Raw genomic sequence first — 18,572 nt, 5'->3', positions numbered from 1 at the left:
ATTTGGACTTTGAAAGTGTTTTTGCAGGAAATTATAATTAAATTAACACTAATACACAAGAACAAGCATAATCTCAATATAAAATTAATATGACAGTCTGATGAAGTACCATTTAGTGGTAATGGAATAGGTGTTGCGCGTTCTTTAGTTAGAGCTTGGGGAGTGGAAGATGGTTTTTATTTGCCAAAAAATAGCAAGGAAATACACTATGGTCCTATAGAATCTAGGTATAAAGAAGCTATTACTTGGATAGCACAAATGTATAAAGAAGGATTAATTGATAAAGAAATAGCGACAAATGATGAGAAGGCATTTGAAGCTAAAGTTGCTCAAAATCTTGTCGGTTCTTATCGCGGATTATTAGGTGGAAATTTGAGGGCATTTAATGAGACATTACCAAAAACCATTCCTGGTTTTAAAGTAGTTGGTGCTGCTCCAATAAAAGGACCTTATGGCGATCAAAGAGAACCTATGAGTGGTGTGGATTTAGGTGCTTACACTGTAATCACTAAAAATAATAAATGCCCTGAAGCTACAATACGCTGGCTAGATTATTTCTATAGTGAAGAGGGATCTGCCTTTATTGCATTTGGCCCTTACGAAGGTAAAACTTATACTAAAAGTAGTGATGGCCATTACCACTATACTGACTTCGTTCAAAAGAATCCTAACGGTTTATCCGCTAAACAAGCAGTAGGCACTTTCTCGCCCATACAAAGTGCATGGCCTTGTTTATTTAACTATGATACTCATTTAGAGTTTAATCCACCTTATAATATAGAGGCGTTAAAGAAAATGGTTCCGTATGCAGTCGGATCTTTACCAGCATTAAGCTTTAATCAACAAGATGATGAAACAGTGCATCAAATAATGGCTGATGTCCAGACATATGTAGATGAAAATATAACCAAATTTATCCTTGGTGAAAAACCTTTATCTGAATGGGATAACTATGTACAGCATGTTAAGAGCATGGGTATCGACAAAGTTTTGAAAATATATCAGGGTGCTTATGACTCATGGCTAAAGAAGTAAAAAGATTGATGAAATGAAATGTTAACGGGGATGCTTTTTTTAAAGCATTCCCGTTAAGTGTTTAAAAGTACATTCCAGAGTTTTTGGTTATCTATATTGTAGTCCACATTACTTTATGTATATAATATTAACAAAGTAAACACAAATTGAACAAGAATATTTTAACAAGGGGGGACAAAATAAGTGGAACAGCAGATCAAAAATCTCGTTTCGCAAATGACATTAGAAGAAAAAGCAAGTTTGTGTTCGGGCTTTGATGCATGGCATACAAAGGCAATTGAGAGGTTGGGGATACCCTCAATAATGATGACAGATGGCCCGCATGGATTAAGAAAAGCAAAGGATGGAGGTTTTGGTGAAAGTGTTCCTGCGACTTGTTTTCCAACTGCGGCATGTATGGCAAGTTCGTGGGATAGAGCTCTGCTTGAAAAAGTTGGGGCTGCAATAGGAGAAGAATGTCAAGCAGAAGGGGTTTCGATTTTGTTAGGGCCAGGTGTTAATATCAAACGTTCACCACTTTGTGGGAGAAACTTTGAGTATTATTCTGAGGATCCGCTTTTGTCATCTGAATTGGCTGCGTCATTTATAAAAGGGGTACAGAGTCAAGGTGTTGGTACATCTATAAAACATTTTGCAGCAAATAATCAAGAATATAGAAGGCTTGTTGTAGATGCGAGAGTTGATGAAAGAACATTAAGAGAGATTTATCTTGCAAGTTTTGAAAAAGCAATCAAGGAAGCAAAGCCATGGACTATTATGGCTGCATATAACAAGTTAAATGGGGAATACTGTTCACAAAACAAGTATCTACTTACAAAAATTCTCAGAGAAGAATGGGAAATTGATGGAATTGTACTATCTGATTGGGGAGCTGTTGATGATAGGGTTAAAGCTTTAGAAGCAGGGCTTGATTTAGAGATGCCAGGAAATGGAGGCTTAAATGACAAAAAGATAGTAGAAGCAGTGAGAAGTGGGCAACTTTCAGAAAAAGTTTTGGACAAAGCTGTTGAGAGAATATTAACAATAGTGTTCAGAGCGGTGGAAAAAAGAAAAGAAAATGCTGTTTATGATAAGGAAGCACACCATATATTAGCAGAAGAAGTCGCAAAGGAAAGTATAATACTATTAAAGAATGAAGACCAGGTGTTGCCACTAAGAGAAGAAGGAATCATAGGTGTAATAGGGTGTTTTGCAAAGGAGCCACGTTATCAAGGTGGAGGGAGTTCTCATCTAACACCTACCAGTATTGACATTCCATTGGAAGAGATCAAAAGAATTGTACAGGATAGAGCAGAAGTTTTATACGCAGATGGTTATGACTTAATAATTGGTGAGACGACTTCGCAGTTAGTAGGTGAAGCAAAAGAGGTTGCACAAAAATCTGATGTAGTTATTATATTTGCAGGACTTCCAGAAAGTTATGAGTCTGAAGGATATGACAGGCAACATATGAGATTACCGGATGGACATAATTTGGTTATTGAAGAAGTATCTAAGGTTAATAAAAATGTTATAGTAGTTTTAATGAATGGTTCAGCTATCGAGATGCCCTGGATAGACAAGGTAAAAGGTGTTTTTGAATGTTATTTAGCAGGACAAGGAGTAGGAAAGGCCATAGCAGAACTACTATTTGGCAAAGGGAATCCGTGTGGTAAACTGGCAGAGACGTTTCCCAAGAAGCTAAGTGACAATCCCTCGTATTTAAACTTCCCTGGAGAGAAAGATAGGGTAGAATATAGGGAAGGTATATTTGTGGGGTATAGGTATTATGACAAAAAAGATATGGAAGTACTTTTCCCATTTGGTTATGGCTTAAGTTATACAACATTTGATTACACTGGGATAAAAGTTGAGAAAAAAGAATTAAATGATAATGATACATTAAAGGTTTTTGTAAAGGTGAAGAACACAGGTAATAGAGCAGGTAAAGAGATTATACAGCTATATGTGAGAAAGAAAAACAGTTTGGTAATTAGGCCTGAAAAAGAATTAAAAGCTTTTGATAAGATATATTTAGGACCAGGCGAAGAGAGAGAAATTTCATTTGTACTTAATAAAAGAGCCTTTGCATATTATGAATGTGAAATCAAAGACTGGTATGTGGAAGAAGGGGAATACGAGATTTTAGTGGGTAAATCGTCAAGAGAGATATTGTTAAAGGAGACTGTAAATATTAAATCATCGCAAAAATTAAGAAAGAGTTTTGATAGGAACACTATACTACAAGATTTGAAAGATGATCCCAAAGGTGAAGAGATTTATAATAAAATAATGGAATTGGTAGCTAAAAAGTCGGTTTTAGGCTGTGAAAACAATGAATTGATAAGGATGTTTTTGAGCCAAAGCCCATTAAGGAATGCGATTTCTTTTAGTCAAGGACTGGTCAATGAGGATATGATTGATGAATGGTTAAAGCAGCTAAATGAATAAGTTTGAAGTAGCTGTTTTGCCGTTTGCAAAGCAGCTGTTTTTTTTATTGCCAAGCTCTTATAATAATAGGCATGTACATAGAGTTAACCATTTTCTTGCCTGTAAGTACTTAAAAATACATTCCAGAGTTTTGGTTAATCTATGTAATATCCCAAAATGTAATGATAAAATAAAAGTGGATAATTGTATAGAGATTGGGAGGGGTAGATGTGTTGAAAGTGGCGAAACTAAAGTGTGAATATTTAGAAAACCCCATTGGCATTGGTGAAATCAGGCCACGCTTTGGATGGATAATCGAATCAGATATAAAAAATGTAATGCAAAAGACCTTTCGATTACAAGTTGCCACAGATGATAGCTTTGTTGCTCCATTATGGGATACAGGTGTGGTAAATTCGTCTGAATCGGCCCATATAGAATATGATGGGCCTCCGCTAATGCCATCCACAAGGTATTTTTACAGGGTAAAGATAACAGATAACCATGGACAGGAAAGCCCGTGGAGTGATACAGGGTTTTTTGAGACCGCATTGCTGGATGTGTCTCAGTGGAAAGCTCGCTTTATATCACCTGAGGATAGCAGCGCAGGTAAATCATCTAAAGGTAAGTTTCTTAGGCATGAGTTTACGCTGGATGGGGAAATAACTTTTGCAAGGGTTTACGTTACAGCTCTTGGCATGTATGAACTTTATATCAACGGCAAACGCGTAGGAGACGACTTATTTACTCCAGGCTGGACGAGTTACAAAAAAAGACTGCAATATCAGACCTATGATGTGACGAATTTACTGAAAAATGGTGTCAACGCGGTGGGAGCCGTGGTCGGCTGTGGCTGGTATAAAGGAGATCTTGCCGGCTGGCTTGGTAGGCGTAATGTCTACGGCAGCCAAACAGCGTTGCTTCTGCAGATGCTTGTCCGCTATGTCGATGGAAGAGAACAGATTGTTGTAACGGACGAAACGTGGAAAGCTTCTGACAGCCCCATTTTATATTCCGAAATATACCATGGCGAGATTTATGATGCTCGTCTTGAGCAACCGGGATGGAATATGCCGGGTTTTGATGATTCCAACTGGCATTCAGTGGAAGTTGTTGAATACGATATGTCCACACTTACCCCTCAGGATGGATTGCCGGTAAGAAGGCAAGAAATGATTAAACCTATATCGATGTTTATGACTCCAAAGGGAGAAAGGGTTATTGATTTTGGACAAAACATAGCCGGTTGGGTAAAATTTACTGTGAAAGGTAATCCTGGTGACAAAGTGGTTTTGAAGCACGCCGAAGTGCTTGACGCTGCTGGCAATTTCTATACGGAAAATCTTCGCAGTGCGAAACAGCGTATTGAATATATCCTGAAAGGCGGTGAAACAGAGACTTTTGAACCTCATTTCACTTTTCAAGGTTTTAGGTATGTTATGATAGAAGAATACCCAGGTGAGCCATCATTAGATGCCTTCACAGCTGTAGTGATTCATTCGGACATGGAACCTACTGGAAGCTTTTCATGCTCCAACGAGCTCATAAATCAGCTACAACACAACATTTTATGGGGATTGAAAGGCAATTTTATTGATGTGCCAACTGACTGTCCCCAGCGCGATGAACGCCTCGGATGGACAGGTGATGCACAGGTGTTCATACGTACAGCCTGCTTTCTTATGAATACCGCTCCATTTTTTAAAAAGTGGTTGCGAGATTTAAAAGCAGATCAGCTTGAAGATGGAGGCGTTCCATATGTTATTCCTGATGTTTTAGGAGGCTCCATGGGAAATGACAAATTGATACAGCAAGATCATTCTTCCGCGGGGTGGGGAGATGCGGCTGTAATATGTCCGTGGACAATATACCTGTGTTACGGTGATAAACGCATCTTAAAAGAGCAATACGAAAGCATGAAAGGGTGGGTTGAATATATACGCGCCCACGCTCAGAATGGGGTTCTTTGGAATACCGGTTTTCACTTTGGAGATTGGCTTGCCCTTGACGCAAAAGAAGGAAGTTACTTTGGAGCCACACCAAATGATTTAGTTGCCACTGCTTTTTATGCTTATTCCACCGAACTCCTTGTAAGGGCCGCAAAAATCCTTGGCAAGGAAAAGGATGCTGAAGAATATTCCAGGCTTCACGCCAATATTGTAAAGGCTTTCCAAGATGAGTTTTTTACTCCTTCAGGGAGATTGGCTGTGCGAACGCAAACGGCACATATACTTGCACTTATGTTTAATCTTGTACCGGATCAACATCGTGCCAGAACTATTGATACATTGATAGCCCTACTTAACGAAAATGGAGGTCACCTCACCACCGGTTTTCTCGGCACACCGTACTTTTGCCATGTGCTGAGCCAAAATGGCAAGCTCGATGCGGCCTACAGCTTGCTGCTCAAAGACGACTATCCATCCTGGTTATATCAGGTAAAAAAGGGTGCTACCACCGTTTGGGAACACTGGGATGGAATAAAGCCTGACGGTTCCATGTGGAGCGCTGATATGAATTCCTTCAACCACTACGCGTACGGCGCTATTGGCGACTGGCTTTACCGTGTGGTTGCCGGACTGGATACAGACCCCGATATGCCTGGCTACAAGCGCATTCTCATAAGACCACAACCCGGTGGTGGATTGACATACGCAGAAGCCCAATTTACAAGCGTCTACGGTAAGATAGCCGTCAAATGGAGTATTGAAGGGGATAACATGATAGTTGACGTTACTGTGCCTCCTAATACAACAGCCCATGTTACTCTCCCTAGGGCACTGGCCGAAACGGTTAACGCTGATGATATATCATTCATTAATTGTCCAGGCGGTGCTGAAGCTGAAATTGGATCGGGAAATTACAGGTTTGTTTACCCGTATAAGAAATAAAATAGTTCTGAAGCAGAAACAGAGTTTATTACTCTGTTTCTGCATTTTTAAGATTATATTTTGCTTAAAATGGTGGGATAATGCATGAGCTTTCAGAAAAGGCTGTTATTGACTTATTACCTATTTACTGTATTTCTTGTTATCGTCCTCGAAGCGAGTTTCTATAAACACAGCATTACGTCATTTGAAAAAAACGCTTATTCTAATCTTGCGGTTATTTCCCAGAAAATGTCGCAGCAGCTTGACAACCGTATTCGCTCTATGGAGTTTATAACCACTAACCTTCTCTCTAACCAAAATTTTATATCTTCTATGGCCTGTCTTATTACGGTGGATAGGAATAATCCTAAAAATTCTGCCTATATTGATGAAGCTAGACGGACCATTTCCATCCTTTTAACAACTTATTCTATAGATAGGAATTTTTACCGCGTAAGCGTTTTTAACAACAAGGGCGATTTTTTAACCAGTAATTTCAGAACAAACAATGTTAGTGAAAATTTGCTAGATCTAATCAATAGGTTTAAATGGAAGAGTCGTGTTGATAGAATGAAAGGCAAAGCGTTAATCCTTACACCTTATGTGGATCCGTGGGCAAAATACAATCCTATCAAAGTATACGGATTAGTGCGTGCGGTTCAATGGCCCAGAAGCGGTATGGGGTATATCGAGGTACAACAACCGTATTCTGAGTTGAAAAAATTGTTTGCCGTACCTGACGAGAGCAGTACAAGAGTAATTGCCGTCACAGGTAGCGGTGAAATATTTTACGACAGCGGTATAACTGACAGCGCGTTGCTGAACTACTACTCGCACCTAGCTACCAAAGTAACAGATTTTCCATTTGTAAAGAAAAATACAATCACTGGTAAAAACGAAGTCGTGATAGGCACCAACTCCGATTATACGGGAATAAAAGTTATCATTGTACAGGACAGGGCTGCACTGCTAAAACCCTTTTTGTTTACACGCAATATGACTATAACAAGCGGCATTGTAATAATCATCATTTCATTTGTCTATATGTATATTTTTTCCAGGCAGTTAACCAGGCCCATAAAAGAGTTAAAAGAAAAAATGGAGCATATCGAGCTGCAAAACCTGCCAGAACAGATAAATATTGAAAGCTCAAGTGATGAAATCGCGGCTCTTAACAAGGCCTTTCAACGCTTACGAGAAAGGCTTAACGATGCGGTGCAGCAGGAAATCAAATCCCACTGGCTTCAAATGCAAGCGAGCTTTGATTCCCTTCAGTCGCAGGTTAACCCGCATTTCATCTATAATATCCTCAACGTCCTTTCAAATAAGGGCATTGAGAATGGCGATGATGAAATTTGTGAGATATGCGATAGCATTGCATCTATGCTGCGCTACTCAACTTCCACAAAAAAGCGCTCAGCCACAATAGGTGAAGAATTGGACCATGTTCGCAACTACCTGTTACTTATGAAGAAAAGGTTTGAGCACATGCTTGAATTTAGCATTGATGTTGACGATGCTATTTGCCGGGAGGAAATACCCAAAATAGTACTGCAACCTATTGTTGAAAACTCGATAAACCACGGTTTTACAAAAGAACGAACAATTATGAAAATAAAAATTGAGGGTTATCTATCAAATGGATGGTGGTATATTAAAATCACTGACAATGGGCAGGGTTTTGACCCGGATGTGCTAAATGATCTGGAAAAAAAGATAAAAAACATGAAAGCGGAACTTGGCGAAGGGAAAACAAAAACCAGTTTTGCAATTGGTGGTATGGGACTTGTTAACACCTTTGGAAGATTAGCACTGTTTTATAACAACAAATTTGTATTCCATCTGGGAAATATCCCCACAGGCGGTGCACAGGTTACAATAGGCGGACCTACAGGGTTAAAAAAGGAGTGTGATAATAATGGTTAAGGTTGTCATTGTAGAAGACGAGCCTTCAGCAATGCGTTATCTTAAGGCTATTATAGAATTGCGGTGCAATGGTTTTGAGATTATTGGCACAGCAGAAAACGGTATTGATGGGCTAGAAAAAATTCGATCATTAAAACCTGATGTAGTCATAACTGATATAAAGATGGCAGGTATGGATGGGATAGAGCTTGTGGCCAGAGTTAGGGAAGAGTTTCCGTTTATCTATTCGGTGATAGTGAGCGGATATCAGGATTTTGAATACGCTAAAGGTGCGATAAAATCTGGCGTCGTTGATTATTTGCTAAAGCCGGTAAATCCTAAACAATTAAAAAGTCTGCTGGACACCATCAAGGAAAGAATCGAAAAGGAGCGCTATGAAAGATGCGTACTGCTGCTCAAGCAAATTTTGAACGGAAAGGCGGTGGAGAGCTGGCAGGCAGAAAGATATCTTCCATATAAGTACTATTCGGCGGCGATTTTACGCCAAAACGGTTTACCCTCACGATTCGCCTCAAAGCATGCGGCGGGATATAATATTGATGATGGAATTGGCATATTGTCTAATGTTACGCGCTTTAAAAACACATGGATTTTACCTGGTAGAGACGAAAGGGAATTGATTTTTTTCCATGCTCCAGAAAGCCATGCTCAGCAAAATCGTTTTAAAGAGATGGTTGGTCAGATTGGCCCCAAACTGTCCGACGGCTATTACACTATAGCTTTCACTTCAAAATTATTTGAATTATCTGACTGCAAAAAGACCATTGCGAACCTGTACCGCACATTGGATAACAACATAGTCATCGGCCTTTCCCAGGTAATTTTTGACTCACCTCAAACCCGTTGTAATCTGGAGATTCATCCGGTTTTAGACGGGGTATTGGTAAACAAGATAGGCTTTCTTGTTACAAATAGAATGTACGATGAGCTAAAGCAAGAATTTATAAAGCTTTTTAATACATGGGAGAGGGAAAAACGCACTCAATTGTGGGTTGAGAGCAATTTGCGGCAAATACTTTATCATATCAAAAAATATTCTACAACGTTTAGTGAGGATCAGAACTGCGATATTGAATTTATGTTGGATGAGGCGCTATACTATTCAACTACTTTTGGCGAACTTATGGCTAATATATGGGAGATTGTGAAAAAAATTGTACAACACGATGAAAAAAGACACTATAAAGTGGATACACTAGCCTTTTTTAGATCTATAGAGGAGTATTTGGAGCAAAATATATCGGAACAACTTTCTCTCCAATCTGTATGCTCTGTATTTGGAATATCTCAAACTTATTTAAGCAGGTTATTCCGCAAATACGAAAACATGTCCTTTAACGAATATCTGACGATGAGAAGGATTGATAAGGCAAAGCGGCTTATTGAGGAAAACCCAAATATGCCATTGAAGGATGTAGCTTCAATCGTAGGCTATAGCGACCAATTCTATTTTAGTCGCGTTTTTCGATCCATAACAGGTATGCCCCCATCAGAATATGCAGCAAAAATAGCAACAGGATAAAAGCCTAAAAATAAGTTTTGGATTTTACATAGAGATGTTCTGTTTAATCTATGTATTGCAGTTGATAGTTAATATAAAATAAACTCGTGATTTTAAAATAATTAACGAGGGGGAAAGAATATGAGTATAAGCACAAGGAAAATTATTTCACTGATGACTGCTGTAGCAATTCTTTTTACGTTGCTTACAGGCTGTGGTTCAAAGACAACCTCAAAGGAGACATCAAAGTCCGGCGAACAAAGTAAAACGTCGGAGAAAGGAACTACGCTTACACTCCTAGTCGACAATCAAAGCTCACTCGATGGTATTAAAGCTGTAATAGAGGCTTTTGAGAAAAAGACCGGGATCAAAACCAAAATCGACCTTCGCCCGGGTGGTTCAGAGGGTGATAACATTGTAAAGACCCGTCTGGCTACAGGAGAGATGGATGATCTGTGCTATTATAACTCAGGTTCGCTATTTCAGGCCCTTAACCCTGAAGCTAACTTTGTGGACCTTACAGACGAACCTTATGTAGCCAATTTCGACGATGCTTTTAAAGCTACCGTAAGCTACAAAGGGAAGGTATATGGAATACCAGGGGGTACCACGGCTGCAGGCGTCTGGCTTTATAATAAAAAAGTATACAATGAACTTGGACTTAAAGTTCCAAAAACCTGGGATGAGCTTTTGGCTAACCTTGAAAAGATTAAGGCAGCTGGTAAAACGCCTGTGATTGGATCGTACAAAGATGACTGGACCTCTCAACTTATTGTACTGGCAGATTATTACAATGTACAAGTTAAGGATCCTAATTTTGCGACAGATTTTACTGCTAATAAAGCAAAGTTTGCCACAACTCCTGCAGCCCTTAGAAGTTTTGAGAAGCAACAGGAAATATTTAAAAAAGGCTATATGAATAAAGATTTTCTCGCTACAACTTACGATAGAGCTTTAAAAATGCTTGCTGAAGGTACCGGAGCACATTATCCTATGCTTACCGTCGCTCTTCCCAATATCTACAGGAATTTTCCTGACAAAATCGACGATATAGGTGCATTTGCGCAGCCTGGGGATAGCGCTGACAAAAACGGTCTTACCGTGTGGATGCCTGCTGGGATATATATATACAAGAACAGTAAGAATATCGATGCTGCAAAGAAATGGGTAGAATTTTTCGTTTCAAAAGAGGGTATTGATGCTTTTCTGTCAAAGGAAAAAGCACAGGGTCCCTTCCCCATAAAGGGTGTAAATCTTCCAGAGGATACGTTTGCAGCTGTCAAGGATCTGCTCCCGTATTTTAAGGAAGGCAAGATTGCTCCTGCCCTTGAGTTCCTTACGCCTTTAAAAGGGCCAAATCTTCCGCAGATTTGCGTGGAGAACGGTAGCGGCGCTAAGTCGCCAAAAGAAGCTGCTGCAGAATATGATAAGGATGTGGAAAAGCAAGCCAAGCAACTTGGACTCCAGGGATGGTAAATATGTATATAATGGTCCTACTGTTTTCAGGTAGGACCAATCTTTTGAGGAGGAGAGATAAAAGTGGGCAAAATGTCAAAAAAGCTATATTCCTATAACTTCCTTTTACCTGCAGGTATTGTTTATGGTGGATTGTTCTTGTTACCGATGGCAATGTCGTTCTTTTTTAGCATGACATGGTGGACCCTTACAGATTGGCGGTTTAATGGTTTGGAGAACTTTATTGAATTTTTCTCAGAACCCTCGTTAAATATAGGTTTTAAAAACACCATCATTTACGCTGTATTGACAAGTGGGCTGAAGGTCGTATTTGGCCTTTTACTTGCTACATTTCTTTGTACGAATATCAAGACTAAAGATTTCCTGCGTGCAATGGTTTTTTTCCCGGCTATTTTAAGCACAGTGGCGGTTGGCGTTGCTTTCACCAGTATGATGCATCCCACTCTAGGTGTTATCAATAAGGCACTTGCTACAATTGGCATTACAGGACCTGATTGGTTGGGCAATACCAAAATTGCACTTTTGTCGGTCATATTTGTAGATGTGTGGAAAGGTGTTGGCATAGCTACAGTTATTTACATTGCGGGTATCATGTCAATTCCCAAGGAGTATTACGAGGCCGTCGTAGTTGACGGCGGAAACTCCTTTGATAAGTTCTGGAATATCACCCTGCCGCTTTGTCGTCCTGCTATGAACACCGTAATAATCCTTTCATTTATAGGCGGTCTACGTACTTTTGACCTTATATGGGTTATGACAAAAGGCGGGCCGGGCTTTAGTACAGATCTTATTTCCTCGATAATTTATAAACAGTATGCTGCTGGTTTCTATGGACTTTCTACAGCGGGTAACGTTATTCTTTTTATATTTATAGCGGTTTTGGCTTTCCCATTGTACAGATTTCTTACAAAAAGCGAGGTGGAGTTATGACTAATAGGATTAAAAATTTTGCGGTAGAATCTTTTGCTGTCTTTTTGGCATTATTAATTTTTGGAGTTCCCCTTTACTTTGTAACTATAAACTCATTTAAAACCCCAACAGAGGCAGCAGATATGAGTATAGCTTGGCCGAAAACATTTCAGATTATTGAAAACTACAGGGCCGTTCTGACCGCTGAAGACGGAATGGTTATTCGGGCGTTCTTTAACAGCACGGTTATTACCGTTTTTTCAATTATCGTTTTAATAATTGTGGGCTCAATGGCAGGATTTGTAATGCAGCGCAGGAACGGCAAAGCGTCTCCGTATATAAATTTCCTTGTCCTTTCAGGGCTTATGATACCACCTTCAATAGTGCCAACTATATGGGTTTTACGGGCGATTGGCTTGTTTAAAACACTATCGGGAATGATCCTTGTGGAAGTAGCGTTGTCATTCCCCTTTGCAGCTATACTGTATAGGAGTTTTATAGCCACTATACCCCGTGAAATCGATGAAGCCGCTGTTATTGATGGATGTGGAGGTCTAAGGTTGTTTTTCCAGATCATATTTCCGCTCCTAAAACCGGTTACATCCACAATAATTGTTCTTTCAGGTTTAACTATTTTCAATGATTTCGTTAACCCGCTATACTTTCTTCCGGGAGCAGATAATGTAACAGTGCAACTTTCTCTTTACTATTTTATGGGTCGATATATTACGTCTTGGAACTTGCTTTTTGCTGACGTCGTATTGATATCAATTCCACCGCTAATACTATTTATTTTCTTTAACAAAAAAATTGTAGCTGGAATGGTGGCGGGAGCTGTAAAAGGTTAATATTTTTGATTTATTTAAGTAATGCCTGGTATGCAGCCAGGCATTATTTATGCAGTATTTCTTCTTTTTTTCTACAAAACCGGATTTTATGTTATAATATAATATATTATATGTGATGGTAAATGATATAAGAAAAAGCGAAGGAGGCTTCTAAGTGCTTATAGCATTGGCTGTTATTCTCATTCTTATCTTTGTGCTCCCATTTATGGTAAAAGTAATTGAACACAACTTGGAGTATTTTCTCTTTGCCATGGGTATTGTGTCGGTTGTTGTGTCAAAACAGGTCAGTACAGATTTGTTTTTACGCGTCTTTAAAAACCCCTTGATGTATTACATTACTTTAGCAGTTTTAATCGCGGGGCTAATTTTTACGCTATTTAGAGAGAAATTAAAGGCCGGTATTGAAAAACTTGTGAATAGAATATCGTTAAGATTTTTTGTTTTTATTATAGTGGTTTTTCTTGGCCTTATATCAAGCGTTATTACAGCGATAATCGCCTCATTGATACTTGTGGAGATCGTCAGTTGTTTGCCTCTTGCAAGGAAAGCAAAGATAAATATAATTGTTGCTGCATGTTTTTCCATCGGCCTTGGTGCTGTTTTGACGCCTATTGGAGAGCCACTGTCTACAATCGTCGTTTCAAAATTAAATACCGACTTCTTTTATTTGATTAGACTAATAGGGATAGATGTTATACTCGCCATATTGGCCATGGGACTGATTGGTATGTTTTTTGCGAGAAAGAATAATAATGACGTGGATCTTACAGGAGAGATCGAAGATAGTGAAAATGTAAGAGATGTGCTTATCAGAGCGTTCAAAGTGTTTGTATTTGTAGTTGCGTTAGAACTTTTGGGAACAGGGTTTAAACCCATCGTTGACGTGTACATTGTTAAGATGAAAAGCGAACTATTATATTGGGTAAATACAATTTCAGCGATTGTTGATAATGCTACGCTGGCAGCAGCGGAGTTTTCTCCTCTAATGACCCAGGAACAGGTAAGGGCTATATTAATGGGCCTAATAATTAGCGGTGGTATGTTAATTCCCGGCAACATTCCGAACATTATTTGTGCAGGCAAATTAAAAATAAAAAGTACGGAATGGGCGCAAATCGGCGTTCCTATAGGTATAACACTTTTATTAGTGTATTTTGCTGTACTGTTTATAATTTAAGAATGCCTGGTGTACAGCCAGGCATTCTTTAGTTATCAAATTGACTTCTGCACTTAATGGTTATATAATATAACTGTTATAGAACATAATTAAAATTAAAGGAGAGATTAAATGGGGGTCACAGAATTATCTGTTAAAAAACCTCTTGGGGTATTGATGGTTGTTTTATTCGTAATGGGATTAGGGGTTTACGGTTATAACCATCTAGGTGCCGATTTATTGCCGTCGATAGACACTCCGTACATAACCATATTCACTACATATCCTGGGGCCAGCGCAGATGAAATAGAAAAGGAAGTGGCAAAGCCTATTGAAGACGCCGTATCAGGTGTAAGCGGCATTGAAACGGTAAGATCGGTCTCAAATGACGGCTATTGCTACAACATACTCAAATTCTCCATGAGTACCAATTTAAACAACGCCTTTAACGATGTTCAACAGGCTATAGCGAGTATATCCGGTGATTTGCCCAAGGATGCTTCAAGGCCTGTGGTCATGAAATACAATAAAGATGCTATGCCTGTACTTATACTTACTATATCGGGTTCAGTACCGTACGATGAACTTTACAACGCGGCTAATGAAGTAAAACAGAAAATCGAAAAGGTCGATGGTGTAGGAGAAGTATCCATTGAAGGGGCATACAAAAAACAGCTCCTAATAGCTCTTGACAGGACAAAAATGGATTATTACGGTATTACTCCATCTATGGTAGCAAACGTTATACAATCCAGTAATGTAGACATTCCAACAGGCAAATTAGATAACGGCGATAGGAGCGAAACAATTAAAATAGCGGGAGAATTTAAAGACATAAACGATGTAAAAAACTTAAGAATTCCCCTTCTTACAGGAGACTCTATACCTTTATCCGAGATTGCAGACGTATCGCTAAAATATCCTCCTGCTCAAAGTTATGTTCGAGATAATGGCAAAACAGCTATAGGCATATTTATTAAAAAGCAAAGCGATGCCAATATAGTTGAAACAACAGATAGGGTAAAAAAAGACCTAGAAGCAATACAAAAAGAACTGCCAAAAGGAGTAAAGGTAAACATAGCGAGCGACTCCTCAAAATTTATAAATGCCACTCTAAAGGAGATAAAGAGAAACCTCATTGAAGGGGTAATAACTACTGCTGTAGTCATGTTGCTTTTTTTAGGGCAGTTAAGGTCGTCATTTATAGTATTGGTAGCAATTCCCACTTCGCTTATCGCTACGTTTTTTATGATGTACGTGTTTCATTTTACGCTGAACCTTTTGTCTTTGTTGGCTTTGTCAGTGTCAATAGGTATACTGGTAGACGATTCTATTGTGATCATAGAGAATATAGAAAGGCACATAAAGCGGGGAGAAGATCCTATACACGCGGCAATAAACGGCAGAAGGGAAATAGCAATGGCTGCTATAGCTATAACTTTATGTGACATCGTCGTGTTTGGACCTGTGGCCTTTATGTCGGACATGGTAGGAAAATTTTTTAGGGAGTTTGGCCTCACAGTGGTTTTTGCTACTAGTTTTTCGCTTGCTGTATCCTTTACTCTAACACCCATGCTAGCATCAAGGGTATTAAAATCAGTACCTAATAGAAAAGCGCCGGATAGAGAAGGCTATTTTCAAAACAAACTCAAAGCGCTAACAGAAAGATATAGAAGATTTTTAATCTGGTCGATAGATAACAGATGGAAAATAGTCAGCTTGGTATTGATTGCTTTTATCGCGAGCATACTTCTTATACCCCTAAATTATATAACCGCGGAATTTCTGCCTAATACCGATCAAAGCGCCTTTACAATAAATTTGAGGACAGATCCGAATTCTAGTATAAATAGGACAGATACAAAAGTAAAAGCGGTAGAACGCTACTTGAAGAGCTTGCCCGAGGTGAAGGATTTTATATCCCAGGTGGGAATTCAGGGTGATCCATCAACTGCTTCTATAACGGTGAACCTTGTAGATAAAAGGAACAGAAAGCTATCTCAAAGTGAGGTAGCAGAAAAAGTCAGGGAGTATCTTGCATCTATACCAGGTATTGACGCATCGGTGACAGAAAACAGCTTGGTAGGACGCACTTCTGAGGACAGCGATAAACCCGTTGCGGTGAATGTCACTGGTGACAATATTGATGTGGTACGGCAGATTGCAAAAAAGGTGGAGGACATTGTCAGAACCACGCCTGGAACCCGAGATGTGGATAGCACCGCCATGCTCAATCAAAGTGAAGTAAATATCAAGATTGACCCCGCTGCATCAGCATTTTACAACATAAGGCCTGGGGATATTTACACTTCTGTTAAGGCGGCATCGAATGAAGGGGCCAGTGCGGGTATCTACAGGGCAAACGGCGATGAGTACGAAATAACTGTAAAGTATAGCGGCAGCATGACGCCTTACGACATCGGGACAATAAAGATTTCAAATTCTACAGGTCAGCAGGTAAGGCTTAACCAGGTGGCCAGGATTTATACGTCGGATTCGCCTCCTCAGAAGTTAAGGTTAAATAAAAGGGAACTGGTAACCGTGTCGGCCAATGTATCGGGCAGGCCTTTGGGAAGCATTACGCAGGACATAAAGGAGAAAATAGATAAGCTTCAAATTCCTCCGGGGTATGAGATAACGTTGGGTGGTGACCAGCAGAATATGGCTACTTCTTTTGATTCTCTTATAAAAGCCCTTATTATCTCAGTGATCTTGGTATACATGATTCTTGTGGTATTGTATGAATCTTTCCTTACGCCTTTTCTCAGGATGTTGTCTCTGCCCTGCGGCGCCATAGGTGCTTTGGTCGCCCTTGCGATAACAGGCAAGTCGTTGAATATCGTGTCGCTTATAGGTATTATCATGCTGGACGGACTGGCATCAAAAAACGGTACATTACTGATTGATTACACCAACACCCTTATGAAAAGAGGACTGGCATTTAAGGACGCATTAATAGAGGCTGGTACAACGAGACTGAGGCCTATACTTATGACGTCTATAACCATGATAGCGGGCATGTTGCCAGCTGCGCTGGCTTTAAATGAGGGCAGCGAGGTGAAGTCGGGTATGGCGGTGGTTTTGATAGGAGGGCTTATAACGTCCACCGTTTTGACACCAGTGCTTATACCTGTTGTTTACGCCATGCTTGATGACCTAAAGAAAAAGGTAAGAGGCCATAGGTCATTGAATCAGGGGGTGGAGCAATGAAAAGAGGCGCACTTTTGTTTGTAATCACATCTTTGACGGTGTTAACGCTAATTGTCTCTGGCTGCAGTGCCAAAAAGGCGACGGTGAAAAATGAGATAAAGACAGTAAAAACGGCTGTTGCTAAAAAAGGTTCCCTGGAGCTGACGGCGGATTATCCCGCCGTACTGACGCCATACAGGCAGGTTATGGTGTTTGCCAAAACTCCCGGCAAGGTAGCACGGGTTAATGCCGATGTGGGCGATAAAGTCAATGCGGGCGACGTACTTTTTGCCCTTGATACAAAGGACATAGATGCCCAATTAAATCAGGCCAAGGTCAACGTGGACCTTAGCGAATCCAATCTTAAGAGGACAAAGAATTCCCTTTTTGCCCAGCAGCTATCCCAGGCTCAGTATGGCAAAAAGGCGGCACAGCTTCAGTACGATGAAGCTAAAAAGGCTTATGACAATGTGTATGCGCTATACAAAAAGGGGTTAGCGTCTGAAAAAGATGTAAATGAGGCAAAAGCAAAGCTTGACAGCGCCAAGATCCAACTTGACAGCGCCACGGATAACTTGAATGCGCTGAACTCTAAGGTCATACCCGATGCGGTGGATACAGCTGCTCTTCAGGTAAAACAAGCTCAGGCTGCAGAGAATGTGCTGCTTTTACAAAAAGAAGGTGCTACTGTGACAGCACCTATAAGCGGCGTAGTGGAGTCCAAGAGCGTGGAAGTTGGCCAGATGGTTTCCAATTCGTCGCCTGCTTACGTTATTGATGACTTGACCAAATTGTACGCCGTAGCTAGTGTACCTGGCACGGTAGCGGTTAAGCTCAGAGAGGGGCAAAATGTCGGTGTTAAATTAGATTTGGGCGATAGCGAGGTGCAGGGGATTGTGCATAGCGTATCCCCCAGTGCAGATGCCCGAAGCCATCTTTTTACCGTAAAAGTGTTGATAAATAACAGCGATGGAAAGTACAAACCCGGTTCTTTTGCAAAAATACCGTTGCCATCGGAGAAGGCAGACAACTGTGTGCTAATACCCAGCGATGCGATAATGGTAGAAAACGGAATACAGTTTGTCTATACGGTGGAAAATAAAAAAATCAAGAAAGTAATTGTGAGCACAGGGATATCTGATGGCAAGAATACGCAGATAACCTCTGGTTTGAGGGAAGGGGCTGTGGTCGTAATAGAGGGCCAGAGCTTTGTTGCTGAAGGCGAAACAGTAAATACTGTAAGATGAGGATGG

At 40.0% G+C, this 18,572-nt stretch carries 11 protein-coding genes; all 11 read left to right on the top strand.

Features of this window, described 5'->3' with window-relative positions; all coding sequences use genetic code 11:
* Positions 1-162 precede the first annotated feature (162 nt).
* The 11 genes from CALPO_RS0101630 (at position 163) to CALPO_RS0101580 (ending at position 18,566) form a co-directional block, all read left to right on the top strand.
* On the top strand, positions 163-1,035 hold the full coding sequence (locus CALPO_RS0101630) for a type 2 periplasmic-binding domain-containing protein (protein ID WP_026485769.1): 873 nt from the start codon (positions 163-165) through the stop codon (positions 1,033-1,035).
* A 183-nt stretch (positions 1,036-1,218) separates the two neighbouring features.
* Positions 1,219-3,465 carry a glycoside hydrolase family 3 C-terminal domain-containing protein gene (locus CALPO_RS0101625; RefSeq protein ID WP_026485768.1) on the top strand — a complete coding sequence of 749 codons (2,247 nt, stop codon included), beginning with the start codon at positions 1,219-1,221 and terminating at the stop codon, positions 3,463-3,465.
* Between the two features lie 209 nt (positions 3,466-3,674).
* On the top strand, positions 3,675-6,335 hold the full coding sequence (locus tag CALPO_RS0101620; protein WP_026485767.1) for a family 78 glycoside hydrolase catalytic domain: 2,661 nt from the start codon (positions 3,675-3,677) through the stop codon (positions 6,333-6,335).
* Between the two features lie 84 nt (positions 6,336-6,419).
* Positions 6,420-8,240 (top strand): sensor histidine kinase, encoded by a 1,821-nt coding sequence (locus tag CALPO_RS0101615; RefSeq protein ID WP_026485766.1) that lies wholly within the window; start codon positions 6,420-6,422, stop codon positions 8,238-8,240.
* Positions 8,233-9,762: a response regulator transcription factor gene (locus tag CALPO_RS0101610; protein WP_026485765.1), complete on the top strand. Its 1,530-nt coding sequence runs from the start codon at positions 8,233-8,235 to the stop codon at positions 9,760-9,762. The genes CALPO_RS0101615 and CALPO_RS0101610 overlap by 8 nt, the downstream gene beginning before the upstream one ends.
* Positions 9,763-9,882: 120 nt before the next feature.
* Entirely contained in the window at positions 9,883-11,217 is a 1,335-nt protein-coding gene (locus CALPO_RS0101605) for an ABC transporter substrate-binding protein (protein ID WP_026485764.1), read from the top strand.
* 72 nt (positions 11,218-11,289) lie between these two features.
* On the top strand, positions 11,290-12,147 hold the full coding sequence (locus CALPO_RS0101600) for a carbohydrate ABC transporter permease (RefSeq protein ID WP_035172240.1): 858 nt from the start codon (positions 11,290-11,292) through the stop codon (positions 12,145-12,147).
* Positions 12,144-12,974, top strand: a complete 831-nt coding sequence (locus tag CALPO_RS0101595; RefSeq protein ID WP_026485762.1) for a carbohydrate ABC transporter permease — start codon at positions 12,144-12,146, stop codon at positions 12,972-12,974. The genes CALPO_RS0101600 and CALPO_RS0101595 overlap by 4 nt, the downstream gene beginning before the upstream one ends.
* Positions 12,975-13,128: 154 nt before the next feature.
* Positions 13,129-14,151 carry a DUF1646 family protein gene (locus tag CALPO_RS0101590; RefSeq protein ID WP_026485761.1) on the top strand — a complete coding sequence of 341 codons (1,023 nt, stop codon included), beginning with the start codon at positions 13,129-13,131 and terminating at the stop codon, positions 14,149-14,151.
* A gap of 111 nt (positions 14,152-14,262) precedes the next feature.
* Positions 14,263-17,340, top strand: coding sequence for an efflux RND transporter permease subunit (locus CALPO_RS0101585; RefSeq protein ID WP_026485760.1), 3,078 nt, complete (start codon positions 14,263-14,265; stop codon positions 17,338-17,340).
* Positions 17,337-18,566 carry an efflux RND transporter periplasmic adaptor subunit gene (locus tag CALPO_RS0101580; protein WP_026485759.1) on the top strand — a complete coding sequence of 410 codons (1,230 nt, stop codon included), beginning with the start codon at positions 17,337-17,339 and terminating at the stop codon, positions 18,564-18,566. Before CALPO_RS0101585 ends, CALPO_RS0101580 begins: the two co-directional genes overlap by 4 nt.
* Positions 18,567-18,572: the final 6 nt, after the last annotated feature.

The sequence above is a fragment of the Caldanaerobius polysaccharolyticus DSM 13641 genome, from assembly GCF_000427425.1.
Taxonomy (GTDB): Bacteria; Bacillota; Thermoanaerobacteria; order Thermoanaerobacterales; family Caldanaerobiaceae; genus Caldanaerobius; species Caldanaerobius polysaccharolyticus.
The sequence above is the reverse complement of the archived record's forward strand: the minus strand, read 5'-3'. Positions and strand labels throughout refer to the sequence as shown.